This window comes from Paraburkholderia sp. SECH2 (assembly GCF_030464795.1).
Taxonomy (GTDB): Bacteria; Pseudomonadota; Gammaproteobacteria; order Burkholderiales; family Burkholderiaceae; genus Paraburkholderia; species Paraburkholderia aspalathi.
Map to the genome: position 1 here is coordinate 70,502 of NZ_JALPRH010000025.1, position 25,870 is coordinate 96,371.

Consider the following 25,870-nt stretch of genomic DNA (forward strand, 5'->3'; position numbering starts at 1 on the left):
GTCAGCGGTCCTTCGGGTCGAACGCGTCGCGCAGACCATCGCCGACGAAATTCACGGAATACAGTGTGATGCACAGCATCACGGCCGGGCACAGCAGCAGCCAGGGCATCGAATCGAGTTTCTGCGCGCCGTCCTGGATCAGCACGCCCCAGCTCGTCATGGGTTCCTGCACCCCGAGGCCGAGGAACGACAGCACCGATTCGGTCAGCACGATATTCGGCACCGTCACGCTCGCGTAGACCACCACCACGCCGAACAGATTCGGCACGATGTGGCGGGCGATGATCGAACGCGAACTCACGCCGATCGCACGGGCGGCGTCGATGAATTCGCGCGAGCGCAGCGACAGCGTCTGACCGCGCACGACGCGCGCCATGTCGAGCCAGGAGAATGCGCTGATGGTGAGCACGACCAGATAGAACGCGCGGCCGAACAGCGTCATCATCAGGATGGCGATCAGCATGTAGGGGATCGCGTACATCATGTCGACGATTCGCATCATCACCGCGTCGACGCGGCCACCCAAATAGCCGGCGGTCGCGCCATACGCCACGCCGATCAGCCCCGACACCAGCGTGCCGAGCAGGCCGACTTCGAGCGACACGCGCCCGCCCTGCAGCGTGCGCGCGAGCAGATCGCGGCCGAGTTCGTCGGTGCCGAACCAGTGCATGTTTTGCAGCGTGGGCGCGAGGCTGATTGCGCTCCAGTCGCTATCGATCGGGTTGTTCGGCAGGAACCACGGACCGGCCACGCAGGCAATCACGATCAGCAGCAGGACGACAAAGCCGGTGAACGCCGCGCGGTTGCGCACGAAGCGCGCGGCAGCGGTGGCGAGCGGGCCGCGCGAACGCGGCGCGTTGGCAATGGCCGCGAGCGGATCGAGCGCCGCGGCAGTCGTTTGAAATGAGCGGGACATGGATCAGTACCGGATACGCGGATCGAGCCATGCATACGCGAGGTCGACCAGCAGATTGAACAGCACGGCGACGGCGGTCGTCAGCACGACGAGGCCGAGCACGAGGGTGTAGTCGCGATTGATCGCGCCGTTGACGACCAGCTGGCCGAGACCCGGCAGCGCGAACACCGATTCGGTGACCACGGCCGCGGTGATCGACGAGATGCAGATCGAGCCGAGCAGCGACACGACCGGCATCAGCGCGGGCTTCATCGCATGGCGCAACACGATCGTGCGGCCCGGCAGGCCTTTGGCGCGCGCCGTGCGGATGAAGTTGCCCGACAGCACTTCGATCATGCTGCCGCGCATCACGCGCGCGATCCCGGCGACGTTGATGATGACGAGCAGCACGATCGGCAGCACGCGATAGCGCCACTCGCCTTCGCCCCAGCCGCCGGCCGGCAACCAGCCGTGGCCTTCAGAAGTCTTCAGCAGGATCGCGAAGATCCACACCAGCACCGGTCCGAGCACGAACGGCGGCACCACATTGCCGATATTGCCGAGCACCATCACGAAGTGATCGACGAAGCGGTCACGCCGCACCGCGGCCAGCGTGCCGAGCGTGACGCCGATCACCAGTGCGATCGGCACCGATACGCCGCCGACGCCAAGACTCACCGGCAACGCCTTCCACACGAGATCGTTGACGCTCCAGTCGGCGTAGCGGAACGACGGGCCGAGATCACCATGCAGCAACGAGCCGAGGTAGTGGAGGTACTGCAGCCACAGCGGTTCGTCGAGGTGATACTTGGCGTTGAGGTTCGCAAGCACGGCCGCCGACAGGTGTTTCTCGGTGTCGAACGGCCCGCCGGGGGTGAGGTGTAGCAGCAGATAGCACGCGGTGATCACGGCGAGAATCGTCGGGATCGCCCAGAGCGTGCGGCGCAGCGTGTAAGCCAGCATGACGGTGCTCCCGCGCTTAGTGCTTGATCAGATACATGTCTTGCGTGGCGCGCTGGTCGACGTAATTGGTCGACGTGTAGCCGCCGACATACGACTTGACGAGCCGGTCCGCCGAGTACTGGAAGAGCGACACCAGCGGGTAGTCGTTCATGGCCAGATCGTGCGCCTGCGTGAGCAGGGCGGTGCGCTTCGCGTCGTCGAGCTGCTGGTTGCCTTCATCGACCAGTTTGTCGACTTGCGGGTTGCAGTAGCGCTGATCGTTCTGCACGCTGTTGCAGCGTATCAGATCGAAAAACGAGTTGGCGTCGTTGTAATCGACAAACCAGCCGTCGCGCGAGGCCTGCACCTTGCCGTCGTGGCGTTGCTTGAGCAGCACCTTATATTCGACGTTTTCGAGCTTGGCGGTCACGCCGAGCTTGGTGCGCCATTCTGATGTAGCAAACAGCGCGACTTTCTTGTGCAGGTCGTTGGTGTTGTAGGTGAGGGTGAACGTCAGCGGCTTCGCGTCCGAATAGCCTGCGGCCTTCAGCAGGTTGCGCGCGTAATCGACGCGCTTGGCCATCGGCCAGCTTGCCCAATCAGGCGTGAAAACGTTCGAGCCTTCCGTGCCCTTGGCGATCAGGCCGTACATCGGCACCTCGCCGTCGGCCGTTAGACGCTTGGTCAGCAGGTCGCGGTCGAGCACCATCGCCAGCGCCTGGCGCACGCGCTTGTCCTTGAATGCCGGGTCTTCGTTGTTCAGGCTGTAGTAGTAAGTGGCGATCTGCAGGCCGGTTTTCAGTTCGGAGCCGAACTGCTTGCTCACCTGCGCATAGATGCCCGACGGAATCGAATACGTGTAATCGAACTGGCCGGCCTGATACATGCGCATCGCCGTTTCGTCGTTTTCGATCGGCAGATAGGTCACTTTCGTGATCACGACCTTGCTGGCGTTCCAGTAGGTGCTGCTTTTGGACGCCACCAGCCGGTTGCTCGGCTGCCAGTCGGTCAGCACATACGGGCCGTTACCGACGAAATTGCCCGGACGGGTCCAGTCGCCGCCGAATTTGGTCACGGTGTCACGATTGACCGGGACCATGGCCGGCATGGCGGTCAGTTGCGGGAAGAAGGCGGCGGGCACTTCGGTGGTGACTTCGAGCGTGTACGGATCGACGGCACGTGCGGCGAGGCTCGTCAGCGGCGCTTTGCCGGCGAGGATCGCCTTGGCGTTCTTCACGAATTCGACCAGCACTGTGTATTTCGAGCCGGTTTTCGGATCGAGCACGCGTTGCCATGCATAGATGAAGTCAGCCGCCGTGACCGGCTGGCCATTGCTCCAGCGCGCATCGTGGCGCAGCTTGAAAACCCACGTAGTCGGCCCGGTGCGCGTCCACGATTGCGCGACGCCCGGCACGATCGCGCCGGCCGCGTCGATGCGCGTTAGACCTTCAAACATGTCGAGCGCGATCGTGTCGCCGGTCCAGGATTCGATATGCGCGGGGTCGAGCGATTCGGTTTCGGCCGGCACCTGGCGGGTCATTTCCTGGCTGGCGGCGAGGGTGACACCTGCGGGTACGTTGACGGCGAAGGCGGAGGGCTGAAACGTAAGGACGAGCGCAGTCAGCGCCGTCGCGTAAGCAAACGGGGTTTTCATCGGTTGAGGTCGCAGGAAAGGTCGAGAGAAGAACGCGCTGGCGCAGGAGCGCCCGGTTATCTGCGGTGCTCGGGCCGGGGCGGCCCTTGTTGCCCGTGTTGATTGCGCGACATGCAGGATTCCTTACATTTCGTAATGCAGGCGAACCCTGGCCGGATCAACCGGAAAAGGTGCCTGCCTCTTAGAACAGTCTTGGTGTGCCCACCCAGACGACTACCGACTCTTTGCGTGCGGTATTCACCCAGCTGTGCGGCACCGTCGATTCGTAATGCGCGCTGTCTCCCGCGTGCAACACGAACGTCTTGCCTTCCAGCGTCAACGACACTTCGCCGTCGATCACATAAACAAACTCTTCCCCGGCATGCGTGGTGACTTCCGAGCGTTTCTGCCCGGGCGGCATCCTCACGAGGATCGCTTCGAGCTGACGGCCGCCCGTCAGATTGGTCAGCCGTGCAAACAGATTGGCCGAGTCCGCAAAACCGAAAAACTTCAACTGATCGCCGCGGCACACTGAGCGTTCTTCGCTTGGCGTGTCGACGAAATACTGCACCGTCACCCCGAGTGCGTGGGCAATCCCGGCCAGCGAAGTGATGGACGGTGACGCCAGACCCCGTTCGACTTGCGACAAAAACGGTTTGGAAATGCCCGCTGCTGTTGCCGTGTCATCCAGCGTGCGCTTGAGCCGTTGCCGCAGCGCGCGGATCTTACTGCCGAGTTCGAGTGCCGGATTCTTCTTTTGAATTGTCGTGACCATAGCAGGAGGAAATTAGCCCGTCAAAATTTGTTTGATATAAGTAAATATGGTTTGATTGCGGTCCAGGCCGGGGTGGCGGGCCGTTCAGCGCCCGGTCGTGCAAGGGGCCGCAATTTCGAGACAACGCTCTATGTTGCCAGAACCGAAATCCGCGTCAGCCGTTTTGACCGGTAATCGGCGAGAAACTGGAAGCGGATGCGGTAAAGACTGCTGTATGCAATGGATTTCGGCATTGATGCAGATTGAGTATGAGGAGACGTTAAAGGCATGACATCAAAGACTATTTTCAGCCACGCCCGAATGGGGAGCGATGGAATATGGCGTGTAAGAACAGGTAATTGGCGTGGCATCAGTGAATTCCCTGAGTGACGAACGGTGTTTCTGTTTGCAGAATCGGGCCCGCTTGGCGGATGGGCGCATGTGTTTGTATCAGACGCAGCGCCGGCCGCTGTTTTTTATTCCGCACGCAGCGATCCTGCACGGCGGAGCATTGTCCGGCACGTTCCATCAGAACGCTCGCCGGCATGAGGACATGACTATCACTGCCGATTTTTCCTGCCGCGGGCTGCGTGCCCGCCGCCCGGCGCGGCCGCCATCTGCCGCCCGCCGGATAGCCGTTCCCCACAATGCTTTATCATTGAGCCCGTTCCGCTTGCCGGAACCCGAGCCCGATGTGGCGCAGCGTCCCCCAAGGGCAGTCCCTTCGGGACGTCCCGCGTGGCGGGCCTCCATCCCATTCCCTGGTTTTTCTGCTGGTTCTGCCGGTGCAGGCGTTTCACTTTGCGGCTTGGTTTGCAGATGAGCGCGCCGCTGGCTATGCACATGCCGATGGAAATACATGTGCCGCGTCGCGCGGGCTCCGCCTACCGTTTTCCCAGATCCAGTTTTTCGCGCCGCGTGGCCAGTCCGCGCGCCGCTGCAACCGTAAGAACAAGAGGTACATGATGAATTCGTCCAATCCGCGCAGCGCGCCGGTCTCGCAGACCCGTTCGTTCTCGACGGTCTTTCTGATCGAGATGTGGGAGCGCTTTGGCTACTACGGGATGGCCGCGCTGCTGGTCCTGTTCATGATCGACAAGCTGAACTTCACCGACAGCCATGCCACCCTCACGTGGGGCGCGTTTACGGCGCTGGTGTACGCATCGCCGTCGATCGGGGGCTGGATCGGCGACAAGATTCTCGGCGCGCGCCGTACGATGATCTTCGGCGCCGGCGTGCTGGCAGCCGGTTATCTCATGCTGGCGTTGCCCAATGAGCAATTGAGCTACATGTATGCATCGCTCGGCGTGATCGTGGTGGGCAACGGGCTGTTCAAGGCGAACGCCGCGAACCTCGTGCGCCGCATCTATGAAGGCGACGACGCGCGCATCGACAGCGCATTCACGATCTATTACATGGCGGTCAATATCGGCTCGACGGTGTCGATGCTCGCGACGCCGTGGATCAAGGACCATTGGGGCTGGCATACGGCATTCGCGGTCTGCTGCGCCGGCATGCTGCTGTCGGTGCTGAACTACTTCATCATGTTCCGCACGCTCGCGCATATCGGTTCCACGCCGGACGCCGAACCGATCCGCTGGAAGCGCGTCGGCGCGGTTGCGCTGGGCGGTATCGTGCTCGGCGCGGTCACGATGTTCGTGCTGCAGCATAAGGCGATTGCGGTGGCCTGCGTGTACACGGCGGGCGTCGCGATTCTGGCGATCTTCGGCTACATGCTGTTGAAATGCGAACGCTCGGAGCGCGCGGGTCTGGTGGCGGCGTTGATCCTGACCGCGCAGGTGATCCTGTTCTTCGTGTTCTACGTGCAGATGTCGACCTCGCTCACGCTGTTCGCGCTGCGCAACGTCGATCCGCGTTTCATTCTGTTCGGTCAGACGTGGTTCACGTGGAGCGCCGCACAGTTCCAGGCGCTCAATCCGATCTGGATCATGTTGCTGAGCCCGGTGCTCGCGCTGCTCTATACGAAGCTCGCGAAGGGCGGCAAGGACGTGCCGGTCGCGGTGAAGTATGCGTTCGGCTTCGCGGTGGTGGCGGCCGGCTTCTTCGTCTATGCGGCGAGCGGCAACTATGCGGTGAACGGCCGCGTGTCGTCGTGGTTCATGGTGGGCGGCTACGGTTTGTATTCACTCGGCGAACTGCTGGTGAGCGGTCTCGGCCTCGCGATGATCGCGCGCTACGTGCCGGCGCGGATGAGCGGCTTCATGATGGGCGCTTACTTCGTGGCGACCGGTGTGTCGCAGTATCTGGGCAGCGTGGTGGCGAACTTCGCGCAGATGCCGGCGGGCAATCTCGATCCGCTCGAATCGCTGCCGCTGTATACCAAGTTGTTTAACGGCCTCGGCTGGCTTGCGGCGTTGGGCGCGCTGATCGCCGTGCTGCTGTTGCCGCTGATGCGCAAGCTCTCGCGTGAGCATCAGCGCTGCGGCGATGAAGCGCGTGAGAACGCGCGGCAAACGGCTGCATTGAATGGGGCAGTCGCGGAATAATCGCTTCCGGTAGTTCCACAAAAATGGCGCGCCTCTGTCATACGAGGCGCGCCATTTTGCGTTTTATGCACGATTCCTTGTCGTAAATGTCCGGTACGTTTCTGCTCCGATGGCGCCGACGGAGGTAAGCTTGCAGTAGGCATTGGTCTTTCAGAATAAGCATTTTTTGGATATTGAAGGTAGCCACTCGGATGGACATCCATATCGCGGTCGACGGGCGTCACGATCTGTCCGGACAGATCTATCGGCAGTTGCGTGCCGGCATACTCGAAGGGCGCCTCGCCGGCGGCACGCGTTTGCCTTCCACGCGCGATCTCGCCACGCAACTGGGTGTCTCACGCAAGACGACGCTCGAGGTGTTCGAACGCTTGCTCTCAGAAGGCTATCTGAGCGCCCGGGCCGGTTCGGGCACCTTCGTCGCCGATGGTCTGGAGCGTCTGCCGGCGGAGCGCTCGTCGCATGCACGGGCGGCCGAGTCGGCGCGCGAGCGGGCGAAGGCGAAACAGAAAACTGCGGCGCGCGCCCAGCCGTTGTGGGAGGAGATGCCCGAGACTCTGCCGTTGCCGCGGCCCACGGTGGCCCCACCGCTGGATTTCGTCGGCGGCGCGACCGACAAATCGCTGTTCCCCTTCGACGTCTGGCGTCGCTGCGTGAACCACGCATTGCGTGTGCAGGCGCGCGGCCCAGGCATGTATCGCGACGTGGCCGGCGAGCAGGAATTGCGCCTCGCGATTTCGCGCTACCTGGCGTTCAACCGGGCGGTCGCGAGCAACTGGGACGACGTGATCGTCACGCAAGGCGCGCAGCACGCGCTCGATCTGATCGCGCGCATCACATTGCGGCCCGGCGAGATCGCGGCGCTCGAAGACCCCGGCTATCCGCCGGTTCAGGCGTGCTTCACGGCCACGGGCGCACGCGTGGTGCCGGTACCGGTGGACGCCGAAGGCCTGATCGTGAGCAAGCTCCCGGACAAGGCGCGGGTCGTCTACGTGACGCCTTCGCATCAGTTCCCGCTCGGCATGCCGATGAGTCTGGAACGGCGCGTCGAGTTGCTCGAATGGGCGCAGAAACGCGGCGCCGTGATCATCGAAGACGACTACGACTGCGAGTATCGTTTCGAAGGCCGGCCGATGGAGCCGCTGAAAAGTCTCGACCGTGCCGGTCTGGTCGCTTACGTGGGCACGTTTTCGAAGACGATTTTTCCGGAGCTGCGGGTCGGCTACGTGGTGCCGCCTGCCTCACTCTATGTTCCGCTTCTCAAGGCCCGCCAGATTGCCGACTGTCACGGCTGCACCCTCACGCAAACCGCGCTCGCGACCTTCATGCTCAACGGCGACTTCGCCAAGCATGTGCGGCGCATGCACAAGACCTATGCGGCGCGCCGCGCGATGATGCTGAAGCATTTGCAGGGCGAGCTCGCGCAGTGGTTCGAACCGATCGTGCCGACCGCCGGCATCCATATGGCGACGTGGCTGAAGGCGCCGTTTTCCGAGGAGGCGTTAGTGAGCGCCGCGCGTGAAGCGTCGATCGGCTTGTATGGACTCGCGCCGTTTTATCAGCGTGCGAAGCCGCAGCCCGGTTTGATGTTGGGTTACGGCAGCATTGCTGTCGAACATATCGACGCGGCGCTTACCAGGCTCGCCGACATTTTGCCGCGCCTTGCCCGCTGACGACCCAAAGCACGCTCGAATATTACTTAAGCCTATCCTTGAAACCGCCTGTGATTTTCTGTCGCAGAGCAACGTTAGCCGCTCCCTGCAGAGACTTTCGCTGCAGGGAGCGTGTTTTTTCCGTCGCGTGAATCGGCGTGGCGAACGTGTCGGCGAGCCTCGGTTTTGGCATCGAGCTGAGATCCGTCGACGATCGCCCGGCGCCGAAAGTGCCTCTATTCAGGCATCGAAATGACTTGTAACGCACGTTACGTGTTCGTGTTGCAGACCGGTCCGAGGCTCGCCGACGCACGTTTACCCGCTAAAACAAGGATCAAAATGTGTTGCGCAGTCTGCGCCGCGCAACAAACCTTCGCTGTTATACACAAAAGATTCGCGCAAATCGTATTAGCGCTTGTAGAATCCGGCGTTGAAGCGTGCACATACCGTGTGCGCTTCGTGCAATTCACTGACCACTACAGGTAGGAGAAACATGCCGACTTCCGCAAAAAAGGTGGCCAAGAAGGCTGCTGCCCCGGTACCGACCAAGAAGGTTGCTGCAAAGAAAGTCCCTGCGAAGAAAGCCGTCGCAGCTAAGAAGGTCGCCGTGAAGGCGTCCAGCGCTCCGTCGCCGATCAAGGACACCTTCACGAAGGCCTCGCTGGCTGCACACGTCGCTGAACGCGCTGCTGTGGAACCGAAGACTGCCAAGGCCGTTCTGGCCGCGCTCGAAGACACGATCCTCGGCGCTGTGCACAAGAAGGGCGCTGGCGAATTCACGCTGTCGGGTCTTCTGAAGATCGTCGTGCAAGCTGTGCCGGCGAAGAAGAAGCGCTTCGGCAAAGACCCGTTCTCGGGTGAAGAGCGTTGGTTCCCGGCCAAGCCGGCTAGCGTGCGCATCAAGGCACGTCCGCTGAAGAAGCTGAAAGACGCAGCAGCAGGCTGATCGAGCTTCATGCGTTGCCGCGGTTTTTGAGCGTGGTGGTTTAACGGTGCGTTTTTAACCGTGTGCTTTTAATCGTGCGCTTTTAACCGTGGTTAACGTTTGAGCCGACCCGCAGTGCGAGTTGTCCGAATCCCCGTGGATGCGAATCCACGGGGATTTTTTATGTCCGCCTGCCGTGGCTTGGCGAACTCGCCGCTGCCCGCCAAGGTGCCGCTTATGCACCGTACTAGCGCATCATGAGCCGCCGCAGTACGATGGCAGCGAGGCCATGCCGGTCGGGATGCGCTGTTGGCGTGCATGCACTGTATTTGGTACGCGAAGAGCTCAATGGCATAGCGCTTGCTTGAACGATTGTCGAACACCGAATGCGCAGCGCATTCGCCTTCTATCCGACAACAAGAGCGGGGCGTGACATGCGATGCTATGACGAGATGCGTCATCATGACGATGCCGTGCGGCCACACTACGCGCGCTTTGAGCGGTGGCTGGTAAAGCAGGGCAATGAGGCGATCGCACGCAAGCGTGCGGAAGCCGACCTGCTGTTCCGCCGGGTCGGTATCACCTTTGCGGTGAACGGCGATTTGTCCGGCACCGAGCGGCTGATCCCCTTCGATCTGATTCCACGCATCATTCCGCGCAGCGAATGGCAGACGCTGGAGGCCGGTTTGCGCCAGCGGGTGCAGGCGCTCAATCTGTTTATCCACGACGTCTATCACGATCGCAACATCGTGCGTGCCGGGATCGTGCCGGCCGAACAGGTCTATACCAACGCGCAATACCGGCCTGAAATGCAGGGCGTCAACGTGCCGCTCGGTGTTTACGCGCATATCGCCGGCGTCGACGTGGTGCGCGCAGGCGACGAGGGCGAGTTCTACGTGCTCGAAGACAACCTGCGGGTGCCGTCGGGCGTGTCCTATATGTTGGAAAACCGCAAGATGATGATGCGGCTTTTCCCCGAGCTGTTCGTGCAGAACCGCATTGCGCCGGTCGCGCATTATCCCGATCTGCTGCTCGACACACTGCGCTCGGTGGCGCCCGAAGGCGTCGACGATCCGGTCGTGGTGGTGCTCACGCCGGGCATGTACAACTCCGCGTATTTCGAGCACACCTTCCTCGCGCAGCAGATGGGCGTCGAACTGGTGGAGGGCAAGGATCTGTTCGTCGACGACAACTATGTGTTCATGCGCACCACGCAGGGACCGAAGCGCGTCGACGTGATCTATCGCCGCGTCGACGACGATTTTCTCGATCCGCTCGCTTTTCGCAACGATTCAGCGCTGGGCGTGCCGGGTCTGTTGACCGCGTATCGAGCCGGACGTGTCGCGCTGGCGAATGCCATGGGCACCGGTATCGCCGACGACAAATCGATCTACCCGTACGTGCCGGAAATGATCGAGTTTTACCTCGGTGAGAAGCCGATCCTCAACAACGTCCCCACGTTCCAGTGCCGCAAGGCCGACGATCTCGCGTACACACTCGCGCATCTGCCCGAGCTGGTCGTCAAGGAAGTGCACGGCGCGGGCGGCTACGGGATGCTGGTGGGACCGGCGTCGACGAAAGCCGAAATCGAATCGTTCCGTGAGCGCCTGATCGCGCGACCCGCGGGTTATATCGCGCAGCCCACGCTCGCGTTGTCGGCATGCCCGACGTTCGTCGAGTCCGGCATCGCGCCGCGCCATATCGACTTGCGGCCGTTCGTGTTGTCCGGCAAGAGCGTGACGATGTGCGCGGGCGGTCTTACGCGCGTGGCGTTGCAGGAGGGTTCCCTCGTCGTCAATTCGTCGCAGGGAGGCGGGACCAAAGATACGTGGATGGTCGACTGACGCGGTTGCCAATGCGGTTGCTCATGCTGGAGTTGGTGCAGCAATTCATGCAACCGCACCCGCAACCCAACGTGCCGGCGAATTAGTCGAACCGCCGCCGGTGCACACGGATAACCAGCGCGAGCCTTTTTACTTTTACTTGGGGCTCGCGTCATCAGATACGGAACGCCGTCATGCTAAGCCGAACCGCCGATCACCTCTTCTGGATGGCCCGCTACATGGAGCGCGCGGAGAACACCGCCCGCATGCTCGACATCAACCTGAAGGCGTTGCTGCTGCCGCAAACGCCCGAACAGGAGTCGCGCGCACAACGCTCGGTGCTGCGCATTTCCGAGCTCGAAAGCGCCTTCGCGCAGCGCTACGATGAACCGACCCGCGAACATGTGCTCGACTTCATGGTGGCTGATGCGAACAATCCGTCGAGCATTCACTCGTGTTTGCAGGCCGCTCGCGAAAACGCCCGCGCCGTGCGCGGCACGTTGACGACAGAATGGTGGGAAACCATCAACGACACCTGGCTCGAATTCAACGAACGAAGTCAGTCCGGTCAGGCCGTGAGCAATCCGGGCGCGCTATTCGAGTGGGTGAAGTTCCGCTCGCACCTGTCGCGCGGCGTGACGATCGGCACCGCGTTGCAGGACGACGCGTTCTTCTTCACGCAGCTCGGCACCTTCCTCGAACGCGCCGACAATACCGCGCGGATTCTCGACGTGCGCTTTGCCGACGTCGAGCCGAATTCACGCGATGCCGCCCGCCAGCTCGAAGACTTTTACTACTGGACCTCGATTCTCAGTTCGGTGTCGGCGCTGGAGATTTATCGCAAGGTGTATCGCGATGTCGTCACGCCAGCGCGGGTGGTCGAGTTGATGATACTGAACCAGCAGATGCCGCGCTCGCTGCTCGCTTCGCTCGAAGGCGTCTGCACGAATCTGGCGATGCTGCGCACGCCGGGCTCGAACCAGTGCGAGCGATTTGCCGGCAAGCTGCGCGCCGAACTGGTGTATTCCGATATCCGGCAGATTTTCGAAGCCGGCCTGCACGCCTATCTGACACAGTTCCTGGCTCGCGTGTTCGAGCTCGGCAATCTGGTTGCGCGTACCTATCTGATGTTGCCAGTCGCCTGACGGAGTTCTTTTTATGTACCTGACGATCCGCCACGACACGTCCTATCGCTACGAAGCGACTGTCCATTATTCGATCCAGCAACTGCGCCTGACGCCGGCAAGCGGCGCCTCGCAGGTGGTGCGGCGCTGGAGCATCGATGCACCCGGCAAGCTCGACGCCACCTTCGACGCTTACGGCAATGTGCTGCATACGCTCGTCATCAACAAGCCGCACAACGAGATTCGTCTGCACGTAGCGGGCGAAGTGGACACGATCGCGCTGAAAGATGGTCACTTGCCCGACGCGGTCGGCCCGATTCCGCTCGAGCATTTCACCTGTTCGACGCGTCTTACCGAGGCCGATGCGGCAGTCCGCGAGCTGGCCGCATCGGTGCCGAGCCTGGCGACTTCCGGCAATCTGATCGAATTGGCCGAACAGATCGTGCAGCGCGTGAAGTACAACACCGGCATCACCGAAGTCACCAGCACGGCCGCCCAGGCGCTCGCGCTCGGCAACGGCGTGTGCCAGGACCACGCGCATCTGATGCTGGCCTGCTGCCGCGCGCGCGGTATCCCGGCGCGTTACGTGAGCGGCTACATCGAACCCGGCGACGTGAGCGGCGGAGTAAGTCCCCTTGGGGCGGACCACGGCGCGAGCCACGCATGGGTCGACGTGTGGCTCGACGGCAAGGGCTGGATTTCCGTCGACGTCACGCATGCCGCGTTTGCCAGCGAGATTTACTGCCGGCTCGCCGTGGCGCGCGATTACGAAGCCGCCGCACCGGTGCGCGGCCGGCGGATCGGCGGGCTGGAGGAGCAATTGAAGGTGTCCGTCACGGTCAGCGGACAGATGCCGCAATAGCGTGGCGGGTGGGGATTGGCAGTCAACTCGGCAGGACGCCGGGGCTGCATGACAGGCCGCCCGCGGCCGGCTCGGTGGGTCACATCAAGTCGCACACAGAACGCCTCGCCAGAAGGGCTGGCGAGGCGTTTAAGTGAGCGTCAGCCCGCATAACCATTCAGATTCGGCACGCGGCGGCCGTAAAACGGGGTGAGGCGCATGCGCGCCGCATTACAATAGCGCCGTTCTGTCGTTTTTTGCGGGTACTTTTCCTTATGACTTACTGTGTAGCGATGTCCGTCGACGACGGGCTCGTGTTCCTGTCGGACACGCGCACCAATGCGGGCGTCGATCACATCAGCACCGCGCGCAAGATGTCGGTGTTCGAGCAGCCCGGCGAACGCATGCTTGTGCTGCTGGGCGCCGGCAATCTGTCGCTCACGCAAGCGGTGCTGCACGAGCTGTCCGAGCCCGTCGATCCTTCGCAGCCCACGCTCTGGAGCGCGCCCACCATGGCCGACGCGGCCCGCGTGATTGGTCACGCGGTCCGCCGTGTGCATCAGCGCGAAGCTGATGCGTTGCAGGAGTTCGGCGTCGAATTCAATTGCAGCTTCATTCTGGGTGGCCAGATCGCCGGCAACCGGCCGCGCCTGTTCATGATCTACGCGGCGGGCAATTTCATCGAAGCGTCGGCCGTGAACCCGTATTTCCAGATCGGCGAGGCCAAGTACGGCAAGCCGATCATCGACCGTGTGCTGACGCCGTCCACGCCGCTCGACGAAGCGGCCAAGTGCGCGCTGATTTCGATGGATTCGACGCTGCGTTCGAATCTTTCGGTCGGGCTGCCACTGGATCTGCTGGTGTACGAGAAAGATTCGCTGCACGTTACGCGCTTCGTTTCGATCGACCACGACAATGCCTACTTCGAGATGATTCACCGCACGTGGGGTGAGCGGCTGCGTCAGGTATTCGGCGAGATTCCCGATCCGGACTGGCAGGAATCGCCTGATGTGCCGCTGCTGCAGCGTGAGCGTGCGCTGGTGCTGCATCGCGCGCCGGTGGGGGCGGACGGTGTGGAGCATGAGCTCGATGCGAAACCGGCACAGACGTTGGCGCAGGCAGAGAAGGGCAAGACGCAGCGGCGCTAGAGCGGTCGGCGTAGATTTAGAGGCCTACGGGCCGGAAGTCTCACACCAAGGTCGTCGCGAGCCTGTTAAGGGCTTGCCGGCGGCCTTTTTCATTTGTTCTACCGGTTGAGTTGATCGCGATGGACGCGCGGCGCACTCTCCATCGATTCTCGGCCTGGTCTGCATATGGCAGCGTTCGCCGCATGCGCCAGAACCGACAGACGAAAAAAAACCAGCCAAAGGCTTGCGCCCTTGGCTGGTCTTCGAACTGCGTATTGTTTCAGCAGTCCGACAAGTTCGATTAGAACTTGTGGCGGATGCCCAGGCTAACCATTTCTTGCGAGTTGGAAGCCGAGTTGTAGCCGTACGAACCGATCGATGCGCCAGCTGCAACCAGGTTGCCAGCCGAATCACGTTGTTGGCCGCTTGCGTGTTGCCATGCGCCGACCAGGTAGATGTCCGTGCGCTTCGACAGGTTGTAGTCGCCGCCCAGGGAAACCTGGTTATACGTTGCGCTCGAGTCGCCCGTGCCCTTCGTGTAGATGTAGCCCACGCCCACCAGCATAGCCGGCGTTGCCTGGTAGCCAAGGTACACGCCGCCGACGTTGAACTTCTCGGTCGAACCGAAGCCCGAATTTGCATCCGGCTTGTATTGCGCGTTGCTGTAGCGCAGGTTGACCGTGAACGGGCCTGTCACATATTGCGCTGCGACCGAAGCGATACCGATCGACTTCGCTGCTGCGTAGGCCGTGTTGACCTGGCCGTCGAACGTACCGTCCGACGTGCTGCCGTTCCAGCCTGCCGACGGCGGCGTGCCAGCAATACGGCTAGCCAGCGTGTTGCCGTTGTCAGCGCGGAAGTAGCCTGCAGCAACGCTGAACGGACCCGTTGCATACGTTGCAGCGCCCGACCACGTTTGACCCGAACCCGTTTGACCAGCCACGCCGCCCAGAGCGTACATGCCTTCAAACTGGAAGCCGCCCCACACCGGCGAGGTGTACTTGATGGCGCTGTTCGTGCGCGAGGAGTTGTCGTTGTTATCGACGTCGCCCGGCGTTGCGAAGGTGGAGCCGAAGTAGTTGTCACCCGTCAGCGGTTGAACCAGGTCGACCAGCGGGTCGTACTGACGACCCAGCGTGAACGTGCCCCATTGGTCGCCCGTCAGGCCGACGTAGGCTTGACGACCGAACATACGGCCGCCTTGACCCAGCTTGCCGCTGTTCACGTCAAAGCCGTTTTCCAATTGGAAGATTGCCTTCAGGCCACCGCCGAGGTCTTCCGTGCCCTTCAGGCCAAAACGATCGCCTTGCAGGTTGCCGGCGACCATGGCGATCAGATTCTTGTTGTTACCGGCCGCGTCCTTCGTGTTGTGGACGTACTGGACCGACTCATCGATCAGGCCGTAAAGGGTAACGCTGCTTTGAGCATGCGCCATGCCGGTGACGCCCAGAAGCGCCAGCGAGAGGGTAGACAGTGCGACTCGTTTCATCCATTTCTCCACGCAGATGATTAGTTTGTTGTTGCGGAAAGGAGAATAGCTCACTGCCTTAACTGGTAAGAACCGGAAAAAAAAGAGTGTCTCCAAAAACCGACAAACGACGCAAAGCCTTGTATTTAAAGCCCGTTAACGATTGTTGCTATTTCCGCAATACTGGTTGGCCGACCGCGCATTATTGTTGTTTCGTTGACAGTGAAGGTGTCGCTACCCGTAATTTAGACACTTGTTTGAATGGGCTTTGTAATCTAGTCGTCTAACCGTTTTCGCTGCTTTGCAGCATGCATATAAAAATGGAGCCGGGTTTCCCTTGACGGACGCGCTGGACAGAATTTATGCGCTATGAGCAGGCGCAACCGCTGCGGTTGCAACCCCTGGTTCAGCTTTGACGCGGTGGTGTGTCGCCGTGGCCCGCTTCAGTCTTCACGCTTATTCACGCGCCCGGGCCGTTATCGCCGGCGTTGCGGCGCGCGACAGCCGCGGCGGCCAGTCCGGCCGCCGCCGCAAACAATACTGAAGTCCACGGATGCCGTCTGACATAGCGATCGGCGGCGACAGCCGTGCGGCCTGCTTCGACCAGCGTGACCGCGGCGACGCGTGTCGCTTGCGCTTCGGCAAGGACGACAGTGCGGCCGATCTTGACCGCGGTTGCCCGAGCTGAAGTCTTCTTTCGCGGCCTCACTTGCGGTGAAGCTGACGCTGGCGTTGCAACGCCACGCGCCATGGCCGCAGCCGCTCCTGTTGCTCGAGCATGCCCGCCGGCAGGGGTTTCGCGGTTGTCCACATGAGGCACAGCATCGGCCGATACCGTCGATGCCGCCAGCACCGAAGCAAGCATGGCGCGGCTGCCGGGCGGCGAGTTTTCCTGCATGCCCCAGCCGCCGCGCGGATCGTGCATGCGCCCGCGCGCCGCCGAAAACTCCGCGCCGAGCAGCAGTACGGCAGCCGAGAAGTACAGCCACATCAGCAGCACGGCCAGCGAGCCGGCGGCGCCGAACGAGCTCGCCATCCCGGCATGCGCGATATACAGCGCGAACAGTTTCTTGCCCGCCGAGAACAGCACAGCCGCGACGATCCCACCGACGAACGCATCTCGCCACTGCACCTTGGCGTCCGGCAGAAACTTCAGCAGTCCGGCGAAGGCGAAAGCCAGCACCAGCAGGCCGACGCCGAGTTGCAGCAGGTTGCCGATCACCACATAGGGCGAGTTGCCCCACAGCCATTTGCCGATAAATGTGATGACCGTATCGAGCACCAGCGAGACGATCAGCAGGAAGGCGACACCGAGCACGAGGCCGAACGAAATCAGGCGCACCCGCACCATCGCGATCACGCTCGACGAGCGCGGCCCGGTGTACGGCCACACCATATTGAGTGCGCTATTGAGCGACGAGAAAGTAGCCGAGGCGCCGATCGCCAGCATCGAGAACGAAATGATCGCCGCGATGCCGCCGGCGCTGCCGCTGTGATGAGCGTTCTCGACGATGGTTTGCACGCCCGCGGCGGCCTGGTCGCCGAGCAGGCCGTGAATGTGGTTGAACAGTTCGCCGCGCGCGGCGGCGGCGCCGAAGAACCAGCCGGCCACGGCGATCACCATGACCAGCGTGGGCGCGAGCGAGAAGGCCGCATAGAAGGCGATGCTGGCGGCCATGGCCGCGCAGCGGTCGTCGGCAAACTGTTTGAATGCGCCGATTGCCCAGTTGGCCTGCCTGCGCGCTACAAGCTGGAGGTTCTCGGCGGAGAGCGTGTCGATGTCCATGGTCGTGTTTCTCAAGGGGATACTGGCACGAGAAGCGCCGCGTGCGTGCCGCTGAGGTGGCCTCAATGCAGCATGTGCAGACTTCGCATCGACGCCTTTCGCAAACCTTGTGCCTGTCACTATAACAAGCGCTTCATGCCGATGCGCGCGATACGCCGCCAGCGTGTGTGCCGTTAGAATGCCGCTGGACCTTCACACTTTTATCGCTATGCACTCGCACGAACTCATCAAGCAGCTGGATATCATCCCCGCGGAACAACTGAGCGCGCATTTGCCCGCGCATGTGGTCGAGAATCTGCCGGCCCAGGGCGTGACCGTATTTGCCGTCAGCGACGACGCTTCGGACACCGTCGAATTCAGCGCGCGCTACGGCTTTGGCCTCGCGGACTGCGCCAACACGATCGTGGTCCGCTACAAGAAGGAGGGCGCCGAGCATTACGCAGCACTGGTTTCGCTGGGTTCGCTGCGTCTAGACATTAATGGCGCGGTGAAGGCGGCGCTGGGTGCGCAGCGCCTTTCGTTCGCAAAACGGGAGGCCGCCGTCGAGCATAGCGGGATGGAATTCGGCGGAATTACGGCCTTCGGCTTGCCGGAAGACTGGCGTATTCTCGTCGACGCCGCGGTCATGGAGCGCGCTCAGATCGTGATGGGGGCAGGGGTGCGGGCGGCCAAGTTGCTGTTGGCGCCGGAGGTGCTGAAGCAGTGGCCGCGCTGTGAAGTTGCCTCGCTTGCGTTGCCGGCCGAATGAAACGGTGGGGCGCCCGCCGCCCCGGCAAGCCGCACCGGTCAAGCTCAGCCCCATAGTTCAACGCACGAAGGCATCAAACGAACGGATCAAACAAACGCTGAAGTTTTCCCACACTCCGCCGTTATTCCGAAGATTGACATGAACAGTTACGGTGCCTGCCCGCGCGGCGCCCGACTATAAGTAGAAAGGAAAACGGAGATGGAACGCTTTCGCCTGAAAGTGCGGCTTTGGCTCGCGCTAGCAGTGATGTGTATGGGAATTCTGGCTATCGGCCTGTGGGGCGCGTTCAAAACGCGCGACACAATGATCGCCAATCGGCAGGCCGAGCTGAAAAGCGTAGTGAGCGTGGCCTATAGCGTGCTGGATCGCTATAACGGCCTCGTCACAGCCGGCACGATGCCGCTCGCCGACGCGCAACGCACGGCCATGGCCGACCTGCGCGCAATGCGCTACGACGGCGCCGGCGGCTACCTCGTCATCGAGGACCCGCACGCAAGAGTGCTGATGCACGGAGTGCGGGCCGATCTCGAAGGCAAGGACATGAGCGGCTTCACGGACCCGCAAGGCCGCCACGTGTTCAAGGACGGCTCGGATCTCGCCCAGCGCGAAGGCGAAGGCTTCATCCACCTGCAGTTCCTGAAGCCGGGCTCCAATAAGATGGCGCCGAAGATCAACTACGTGCGGCTTTACAAGCCATGGGACTGGACGATCGTCACCGGTGTGTTCACGGACGATATCGACGCCGCGTTTTACACCACGCTCGTGCAGTACGTCGGCGCCGCGCTGATTCTGTGTCTGGTGGTGGGGGTCGTGATCGGCGTGATCCTGCGCAGCATCTTGCGGCAGCTCGGCGGCGAACCGGCTTACGCGGCGCAGATCGCTTCCCGTATCGCCGATGGCGACCTCGATGTGGTCGTCGAGACAAAAGCCGGCGACAACGTCAGCCTGCTCGCCGCGATGCAGCGCATGCAGCATCGGCTCGCGCAGGCGATCACGCAGATTCGCAGCGGCGCAACGCTGATTTCGACGGTGTCCAACGAGATCGCCGCCGGCAACGCGGACCTGTCGCGTCGTACGGAACAGCAGGCGACCGCGCTCGGCGAAACCGCTTCCAGCATGGAGCAGATCACTGCGACCGTGAAACAGAACGCCGACAACGCCAAGCAGGCCAGTCAACTGGCGCACAACGCCTCGGAGACGGCGGCGCGTGGCGGTGAAGTGGTCGGCCAGGTGGTCGAGACGATGCGTGGCATCTCGCAGTCATCGCACCGGATCGGCGACATCATTGGCGTGATCGAGGGGATTGCATTTCAGACCAACATTCTTGCCTTGAACGCGGCCGTCGAAGCGGCGCGCGCCGGTGAGGAAGGGCGCGGCTTCGCGGTGGTGGCGGGCGAAGTGCGCAGTCTCGCGCAGCGCAGCGCGGCGGCGGCCAAAGAGATCAAGACGCTGATCGAAGAATCGGCCGCACAGATCGAAGGCGGCTCGCAGTACGTGGGCCGGGCTGGTGAAACGATGCAGGAAGTGGTGCATGCGGTGCGTCGCGTGACTGACATCATGGGTGAGATCAGCGCGGCGTCGGTCGAGCAAAGCTCGGGCATCGAGCAGGTCAACATTGCGGTGGCGAGCATGGATCAAACGACCCAGCAGAACGCGGCATTGGTGGAAGAAGCGAGCGCGTCCGCCGACGTCCTGAAAGTGCAGACCGGGCAACTGGCGGCGGCCATTGCCGTGTTTACGCTGCCGGAAGGGGCGTGAACAGCGTGGAGGCACACGCGGCGCCAGGTGGAGACTGAATGAATGTCTTGGCCAAGCTGACACAGTGGCCCGGCGGAATTGTAAAACGGGTGAGTTTTACCGCAGTGTGGTCAATATGACTATGGTGAGGCGAGCCGCGCCGTGTTCGTGGTGCGCGTGACGCCGCCTGATGGAGGCGTCACGCGCGCACGCTCAGATGATCAGACGTGAGACCTTCGTGCCTTCGAGCGACACACCGGCCATCAAGCCGCCGTTCGTCAGCACAAACGCTTCGACCGGGCTGGTGGCGGTCGAGGTATCGACAGCGCCGTTTGCACCGACCTTCAGGACGGCGACCGTCGCATCTGCCCCTGCTGCCCAACCCTGGCTGCTGAGGAATTTGTCCAGCGCTTCCTGCGTCATGAACAGGAACACCAGCGCTTTGGACTGCGCGCCGATCTGCAAACCGAACGAGCCCGCGACGGTGCTGTAGTAGCCGGTAGTGCGGCCACCCACGCGCAACGACCCTTCGCCGTATTGCCCGCCAACCCAGAAACCCGCGGAAATCACCGACGGGAACACGAGCACGCCGCGCGCCTTGGCGACCAGTTCGCGCGAGCCGGTGACGTTCGCGTAGAGACGCGACAAGGTGGAGTCGACGCCAGCGTTGATCGTGTCGCGCTTGCCGGCGTTCGCCGACTCAGACGCGCTCGAGGATGGCGACGTGGTCGTGCAGCCGGCGAGGCCAAGACCCGCCGTAGCCAAAGCGGCGCTCGAGGTCATGATGAATTGTCGTCTGCGCATGATTGTTCTCCTTGTGCATAGTGAAGATTGCGTTTTCTTGTGTGACAGTGAGTGCCGTGACTTTGGCACATGCGTACGTCGGCAGCCCGTATGTCTGCTAGGCAGCATTTAGCGTGCCTGACGCCGCGGCCTGTCTATAGACAGCTGTCATGCGCTGACGTTCACGGGGGATTCACGGCGTTCAACGCCGTGTCCCCCTTGCTTCCCCACGGTTCCTAGGCCGCCGGACGGATATTCTGATTGTGGCGGAACAGGTTGTGCGGGTCATAGCGGTTCTTCACGTCGACGAGACGCGCGTAATTCGGTCCATACGCGTCGGCTATCCGTCCGCCCTCCTCCTGCGTCATGAAATTGACGTACACGCTGCCTAGCGCGAACGGTGCGGCTGCGTCGAAGAATGCGCGGGCCCAGGCGATGCAGCGCTCGTCATCGCTCGCGTCGTCCCAACGACCATGCACGTTCATTGCATATTGCGTGTCGCGGCTCGAATAGGCCGTGGCTTCGACCGGCACCCGGCTCGTCTGCGCACCGATCTGCCCGAAGAAGATTTCGCATTGCGGCGATGGCAGCTTGCCGATCGCATCGAGCAGCGCGTCGATGAGACCGTCCGATATTTTGTCGAGGTTGTGGGACTTCCAGTAGTTACGAGCGCCCGGCGTGAGTAGTGGATCGAACGCCTGTTGCCACATGGCATATGGCATTGGCCCGAGATGTTCGCCGATCGGCGTGCCGAAGCCGCGTACTGCCTCTACCACGGACGGCCCGTTTTCGATCGGGCCTGTGTAGCACATCGCGAATACGATGACCGGTTTGCCGTGCACTTCGGGTGGAAGGAACGGCAGCGGTGGCGCAAGCCGTAGAACGGCCCATACGCTCAGTTCTTCCGGCATCTGCTCTGCAGCCGTGCGGTACTGGAGCAGGGCACTTTTCGCCTGATCGATCGGCAGCACGACGAGGCCGCCGTACACGAGTGGTCCGACCGGATGCAGCGCGAACTCGAAGCGCGTTACGACGCCGAAATTGCCGCCACCACCGCGAATCGCCCAGAACAGATCGTCGTGCGAGTCCGCGCTTGCGTGCAGCAATTCCCCGTCGGCGGTGACCACGTCTGCTGAAATCAGATTGTCGACGGTCATGCCGTATCTGCGGCTCAGCCAGCCGAACCCGCCGCCTAGCGTCAGACCTGCCACGCCGGTGGTCGAGTTGATGCCAAGTGGCGTGGCGAGTCCGAACGCTTGCGCTTCGTGGTCGAAATCGGCGAGCGTGGCACCAGGCTCGACATACGCGCGCTTCGCGACCGGATCGATGACCACGGATTTCATCGGCGACAGATCGATCACGAGGCCGTCGTCGCATAGCGCGGTGCCGGCGATGTTGTGGCCGCCGCTATGCACCGCCAGCGGCAGATTGTTGTCGCGCGCGAATGCTACACCGCGGCGCACATCGGCCACGCCGGCGCAGCGCAGAATCAACGCCGGATGCCGATCGATCATTGCATTCCAGATGCTGCGGGCCTCGTCGAAACCCGCGTCGCCGGGCCGCAACAGTTCGCCTCGGATCGCGGCTTTGAGTTCTTCAGCGGCGCTGCTGGACACGCTTACCATGACACACCTCCAGACATAATGGGAGACGCTCTCGGAACACCATTCAGCTGAACAAAGCAAATTGAAAGCGTCTGGACAGGTTCAGGCTGCGTCCAGTAAACGGCCCTGCTTCGGTAAGTCAAACGAAGGTAAACCCGCGTCCACGATCGATGTCGCGCGAAAGCACGCGCGGTAAGTGTTCGTGCGCTGAGGCACGGGTCATGACTGTCGTCGTCGCCGTGTATGGTGGAAATACTTCCGGAAAAGACCGCGAGAGGAAGTGTTGGGTGTGTGCCGTGCTGGTGGCTGCGCGGCGACACTTTTGTGGGCGAAGGGTGCCATTTTCGTTTGCGTACCGTGCTGACGTGTCGATTTACATGCGGTTTCGCGCGGAGGAATATGCCCGTATCGACTCGTTCATGATCAATCGCCCGGGAGGCGTGATGTCCATGCAAGCTCTTGTTCTCAGGCAGCACAATGGCCCGCTCGAACCGACCGAACTACCGCGCCCCGAGCCTGCGCGCGGCGAGGTGTTGGTGCGAATCGCCGCGAGCGGTCTGAATCCACTCGACACAAAAATCCGCGCCGGCGCCGCCGGGCACGCGAAACATCCGTTGCCGGCGGTGTTGGGGATCGACATGGCTGGCGTCGTCGAGGCAGTGGGCGTAGGTGTCGATCGGTTCAAGGCGGGTGATCAGGTGTACGGAATGACGGGTGGAGTGGGCGGCCTGCAAGGATCGCTGGCGCAATACGCATCGGTCAATGCGGATTTGCTGGCCTTGAAACCGTCCAATCTCTCAATGCGCGAAGCCGCTACGCTACCGCTTGCTTTTATCACGGCGTACTCGGGCATTGTCGATCGTGCGCATCTGCAGGCAGGGCAAACGGTGCTCGTGCATGGTGGGGCGGGTGGTGTCGGATACGTCTGCGTGCAGTTGGCGCTCGCGCTCGATGCGAAGGTCTTTGCGACCGTGAGCGAGCGTGGTGGAGGCGCTCGGCGCCAGGCCGATCGATTACCGTGCACAGTCGGTCGAACAATATGTCCAGTCTGCGACGGATGGTGTGGGTTTCGACCTGGTCGTCGATACGGTCGGCGGGACGACGCTTGACGCATCGTTTGCCGCCGTGCGGCATTTCGGCCATGTGGTGAGCGCGCTCGGCTGGGGCACGCATGCGCTAGCGCCGCTGTCGTTTCGCGAAGCGACCTACTCAGGTGTGTTCACGCTGCATGCGTTGCTTTCTGGCAAAGGCCGCGCGCATCACGGCGAGATGCTGAGAGTGGCGGCGCGGCTCGCGGAAGAAAACAGGCTCGCGCCCCGCCTCGACGCGCGGCGCTTTGATCTGGGCACCGCGCAGCTTGCTTATGAAGCACTGGCCGACGGTAGCGCGCGAGGCAAAGTTGTGGTCGAGGTGAACTGAGCGGAACGTTGCTGCGCGCCTTAGGATTATCCCTTCACGAGGCCGCCGTCCACGATCAGATTTTGCCCCGTGACTGCACGCGCCCACGGCGACAGGAAGAACAGCACGGCGTCGGCGAAATCCTCAGGCGTCGTGACACGCCGCACTGGTGTCGAACTGGCGATCAGGTCGAAGACGAATTCCGGCGTGGCGGCGCTCGCGTCCGTGGTGCGCAGCAGACCACCCGACACCATGTTTACCGTAATGCCATCCGGGCCGAGATCGTGAGCGGCGGTGCGCGTGAGCGACAACAGGGCTGCTTTGGCTGCCGTGTAGTCGTGATAGGGGACCACCGGGTTCTGAAACAGATTGGTGCCGACGTTGACGATGCGGCCGAATCCGCGCGAGCGCATGCCCGCGGCCGCCGCTTGCGTCGTATTGAGCGCCCCCTTGAGTGAGCCGTCCAATTGCTGCTGGAAACGCGCCCAGTCGATTGAGTCGATTTTCGGGCGGGCGTCGCCGTCGAACTGAAAGTCGGCCAACGCGTTGTTGACCACCGACACGATGGGCTGCCCGGTTTGCGCCTGCGCCGTTTCGAACAGGCGCGCGACGGCGGCCGCATCGGTCACGTCCGCCTGGATCGGCAGGACACGATCGCCGAATTCGTCTTTCAGTGCGTGAGCCAGCGTTTCGCTCTTGCGGTAATTCACCACGACGCCCGCGCCTTCGCGTACCAGTGCGCGCGTGATCGCGGCGCCGAGTCCGCGAGCGCCGCCCGTTACCAGTACCCATTGTTCGGATAAAAGCATTTCTCTTCCTGTTGTCGATGAGGTTGCGATCTGCGTATTGTCGCCTGATTCGGTTTTCAGGCTCACTTCTCCGCCGAAACCCCTCGCTCCCGGGTAAATAGGTTGTTTGCGGCTGTTCGAATCATCTGATGAAGCGATCTGGGTCTGAAGTAAAAATAATAGTTTGGACTACATATCTAGAGAAGATAATTTCCGATGCTGTTAAAAACGGTAATTAACGATATTTAACAGTCGTACAGCGCAATTAATCGGAAACAGGCCAGCAATTTCGCATTGCGTGGGGTAGCGCACGGTCATCGGATGGCGCTCCGCATAACTTCAATGTCCATCGGGCCCCTGCTGTGTTCTTTTCAAGCCTTTGTTCGCGCACAGCTAGTCGCTTCTTCCGGATCACGTCAAATCGGACCGGGATTATCTGCGGATGAGATGCCGGGCGTCGCGCGCTTTTCGTGCGGTGCCTGGCAATGTCGACCGGGCTTTGAAGTTTCATTTTTAACAGCGAACAGAGATTCACTCGTTATCTGAATCTGTCTTTCGATTTATATGGTTAGGAGAATGAAATGAAAAAGCAAAACGGGGACACGCGGACGTTGGGGACAAGCAAAGCGGTATTGGCGGTTGCTGTGAGTCTTTATGCGGCGATGGCGGGTGCTCAAACGAACCCGACTGCACCTGCTGCGCCGTCCGCAAGTTCGGCGAAGCTGATGGTTGCGCAAGCATTGCCGATTGATTGTCCGTTATTCGATACGCTCGGCTGCAAGAAGGACGATGGTGGATTGCGAGCGTTTGGTGGAAGTGGGGTGGCTGCGGCTGCGGGGCTGGGGTCTGCATCGGCGTCGGGCTCGCAGAGCAGCGATGGCAGCGGGACTTCATCGACTGGAGCGGGCGCTAACGGTAGCGGAGGCGGCTCGACGTCTGGCGCGGTGGGACTCGGTGCCGGAAGTGCGGGGAGCGGTAGTGGGGGGAAGGGTGGGACGGGTAGTGGTGGAACAGGCGGTGGTGGGACGGGCGGTGGTGGAACAGGCGGTGGTGGGACGGGCGGTGGTGGGACGGGCGGTGGTGGGACGGGCGGTGGTGGGACGGGCGGAGGTGGGACGGGCGGTGGTGGGACGGGCGGTGGTGGAACAGGCGGAGGTGGAACAGGCGGAGGTGGAACAGGCGGTGGTGGGACGGGCGGAAATGGCGACGGCGGTCACGGCGACGGCGGTCATGGTGGCGGTGGTCATGGAGATGGCGGCCATGGCGACGGCGGTCATGGTGACGGTGGTCATGGAGATGGCGGCCATGGCGACGGCGGTCATGGTGACGGTGGTCATG

General features: G+C 62.1%; 19 protein-coding genes and 1 pseudogene. 11 read left to right on the forward strand and 9 right to left on the reverse strand.

Translation table 11 applies throughout. From position 1 onward, the window contains the following. Position 1 precedes the first annotated feature (1 nt). From M0D66_RS30440 to M0D66_RS30455, 4 genes are all read right to left on the reverse strand, one after another. Positions 2-916: an ABC transporter permease gene (locus M0D66_RS30440; RefSeq protein WP_093634850.1), complete on the reverse strand. Its 915-nt coding sequence runs from the start codon at positions 914-916 to the stop codon at positions 2-4. Positions 917-919: 3 nt separating this feature from the next. Next, positions 920-1,858, reverse strand: a complete 939-nt coding sequence (locus tag M0D66_RS30445) for an ABC transporter permease subunit (protein WP_093634849.1) — start codon at positions 1,856-1,858, stop codon at positions 920-922. Between the two features lie 16 nt (positions 1,859-1,874). After that, positions 1,875-3,491, reverse strand: coding sequence for a peptide ABC transporter substrate-binding protein (locus tag M0D66_RS30450; RefSeq protein ID WP_200619295.1), 1,617 nt, complete (start codon positions 3,489-3,491; stop codon positions 1,875-1,877). Positions 3,492-3,672: 181 nt separating this feature from the next. Continuing rightward, positions 3,673-4,245: a cupin domain-containing protein gene (locus tag M0D66_RS30455; protein WP_054040392.1), complete on the reverse strand. Its 573-nt coding sequence runs from the start codon at positions 4,243-4,245 to the stop codon at positions 3,673-3,675. 944 nt (positions 4,246-5,189) lie between these two features. Here M0D66_RS30455 and M0D66_RS30460 point away from each other — a divergent pair. From M0D66_RS30460 to M0D66_RS30490, 7 genes are all read left to right on the forward strand, one after another. Continuing rightward, a complete protein-coding gene (locus M0D66_RS30460) occupies positions 5,190-6,731 on the forward strand; it encodes a peptide MFS transporter (protein ID WP_211707949.1) in 1,542 nt (513 codons plus the stop codon). A 191-nt stretch (positions 6,732-6,922) separates the two neighbouring features. Then, entirely contained in the window at positions 6,923-8,401 is a 1,479-nt protein-coding gene (locus tag M0D66_RS30465; protein WP_211707930.1) for a PLP-dependent aminotransferase family protein, read from the forward strand. A gap of 472 nt (positions 8,402-8,873) precedes the next feature. Next, complete coding sequence (locus M0D66_RS30470) at positions 8,874-9,326, forward strand: HU family DNA-binding protein (RefSeq protein ID WP_007177969.1); 453 nt, start codon at positions 8,874-8,876, stop codon at positions 9,324-9,326. Positions 9,327-9,739: 413 nt separating this feature from the next. Beyond that, complete coding sequence (locus M0D66_RS30475; protein ID WP_054040394.1) at positions 9,740-11,149, forward strand: circularly permuted type 2 ATP-grasp protein; 1,410 nt, start codon at positions 9,740-9,742, stop codon at positions 11,147-11,149. A 173-nt stretch (positions 11,150-11,322) separates the two neighbouring features. Beyond that, a complete protein-coding gene (locus M0D66_RS30480; RefSeq protein WP_093634845.1) occupies positions 11,323-12,273 on the forward strand; it encodes an alpha-E domain-containing protein in 951 nt (316 codons plus the stop codon). Positions 12,274-12,286: 13 nt separating this feature from the next. Next, complete coding sequence (locus M0D66_RS30485) at positions 12,287-13,114, forward strand: transglutaminase family protein (protein ID WP_093634844.1); 828 nt, start codon at positions 12,287-12,289, stop codon at positions 13,112-13,114. Positions 13,115-13,368: 254 nt separating this feature from the next. Beyond that, a complete protein-coding gene (locus tag M0D66_RS30490; RefSeq protein WP_093634843.1) occupies positions 13,369-14,241 on the forward strand; it encodes a proteasome-type protease in 873 nt (290 codons plus the stop codon). Between the two features lie 280 nt (positions 14,242-14,521). Here M0D66_RS30490 and M0D66_RS30495 read toward each other — a convergent pair whose 3' ends face one another. Together M0D66_RS30495 and M0D66_RS30500 are read right to left on the reverse strand one after the other, a co-directional pair. Next, positions 14,522-15,709 (reverse strand): porin, encoded by a 1,188-nt coding sequence (locus tag M0D66_RS30495; RefSeq protein WP_093634842.1) that lies wholly within the window; start codon positions 15,707-15,709, stop codon positions 14,522-14,524. Between the two features lie 439 nt (positions 15,710-16,148). Further along, entirely contained in the window at positions 16,149-17,474 is a 1,326-nt protein-coding gene (locus tag M0D66_RS30500) for a YihY/virulence factor BrkB family protein (protein WP_211707931.1), read from the reverse strand. 208 nt (positions 17,475-17,682) lie between these two features. Between M0D66_RS30500 and M0D66_RS30505 the strand changes: the two genes are divergently transcribed. Together M0D66_RS30505 and M0D66_RS30510 are read left to right on the forward strand one after the other, a co-directional pair. Further along, a complete protein-coding gene (locus M0D66_RS30505; protein WP_211707950.1) occupies positions 17,683-18,222 on the forward strand; it encodes a YbaK/EbsC family protein in 540 nt (179 codons plus the stop codon). Between the two features lie 198 nt (positions 18,223-18,420). Next, positions 18,421-19,980 (forward strand): methyl-accepting chemotaxis protein, encoded by a 1,560-nt coding sequence (locus M0D66_RS30510; protein ID WP_211700380.1) that lies wholly within the window; start codon positions 18,421-18,423, stop codon positions 19,978-19,980. A gap of 192 nt (positions 19,981-20,172) precedes the next feature. On the opposite strand, the gene M0D66_RS30515 is transcribed toward M0D66_RS30510, so the two are convergent. Then, entirely contained in the window at positions 20,173-20,763 is a 591-nt protein-coding gene (locus M0D66_RS30515) for a YSC84-related protein (RefSeq protein WP_093634838.1), read from the reverse strand. A gap of 215 nt (positions 20,764-20,978) precedes the next feature. After that, positions 20,979-22,367, reverse strand: a complete 1,389-nt coding sequence (locus M0D66_RS30520; RefSeq protein ID WP_093634837.1) for an FAD-binding oxidoreductase — start codon at positions 22,365-22,367, stop codon at positions 20,979-20,981. Positions 22,368-22,789: 422 nt separating this feature from the next. Here M0D66_RS30520 and M0D66_RS30525 point away from each other — a divergent pair. Continuing rightward, positions 22,790-23,765, forward strand: a pseudogene (locus M0D66_RS30525) (zinc-dependent alcohol dehydrogenase family protein). A 26-nt stretch (positions 23,766-23,791) separates the two neighbouring features. On the opposite strand, the gene M0D66_RS30530 reads toward M0D66_RS30525, so the two are convergent. Then, entirely contained in the window at positions 23,792-24,553 is a 762-nt protein-coding gene (locus tag M0D66_RS30530; protein ID WP_093634836.1) for a 3-oxoacyl-ACP reductase, read from the reverse strand. Positions 24,554-25,537: 984 nt separating this feature from the next. On the opposite strand from M0D66_RS30530, the gene M0D66_RS30535 reads away from it, so the two are divergent. After that, positions 25,538-25,870: hypothetical protein (locus M0D66_RS30535; protein WP_301773185.1), on the forward strand; the 333-nt coding region annotated here is incomplete at its 3' end.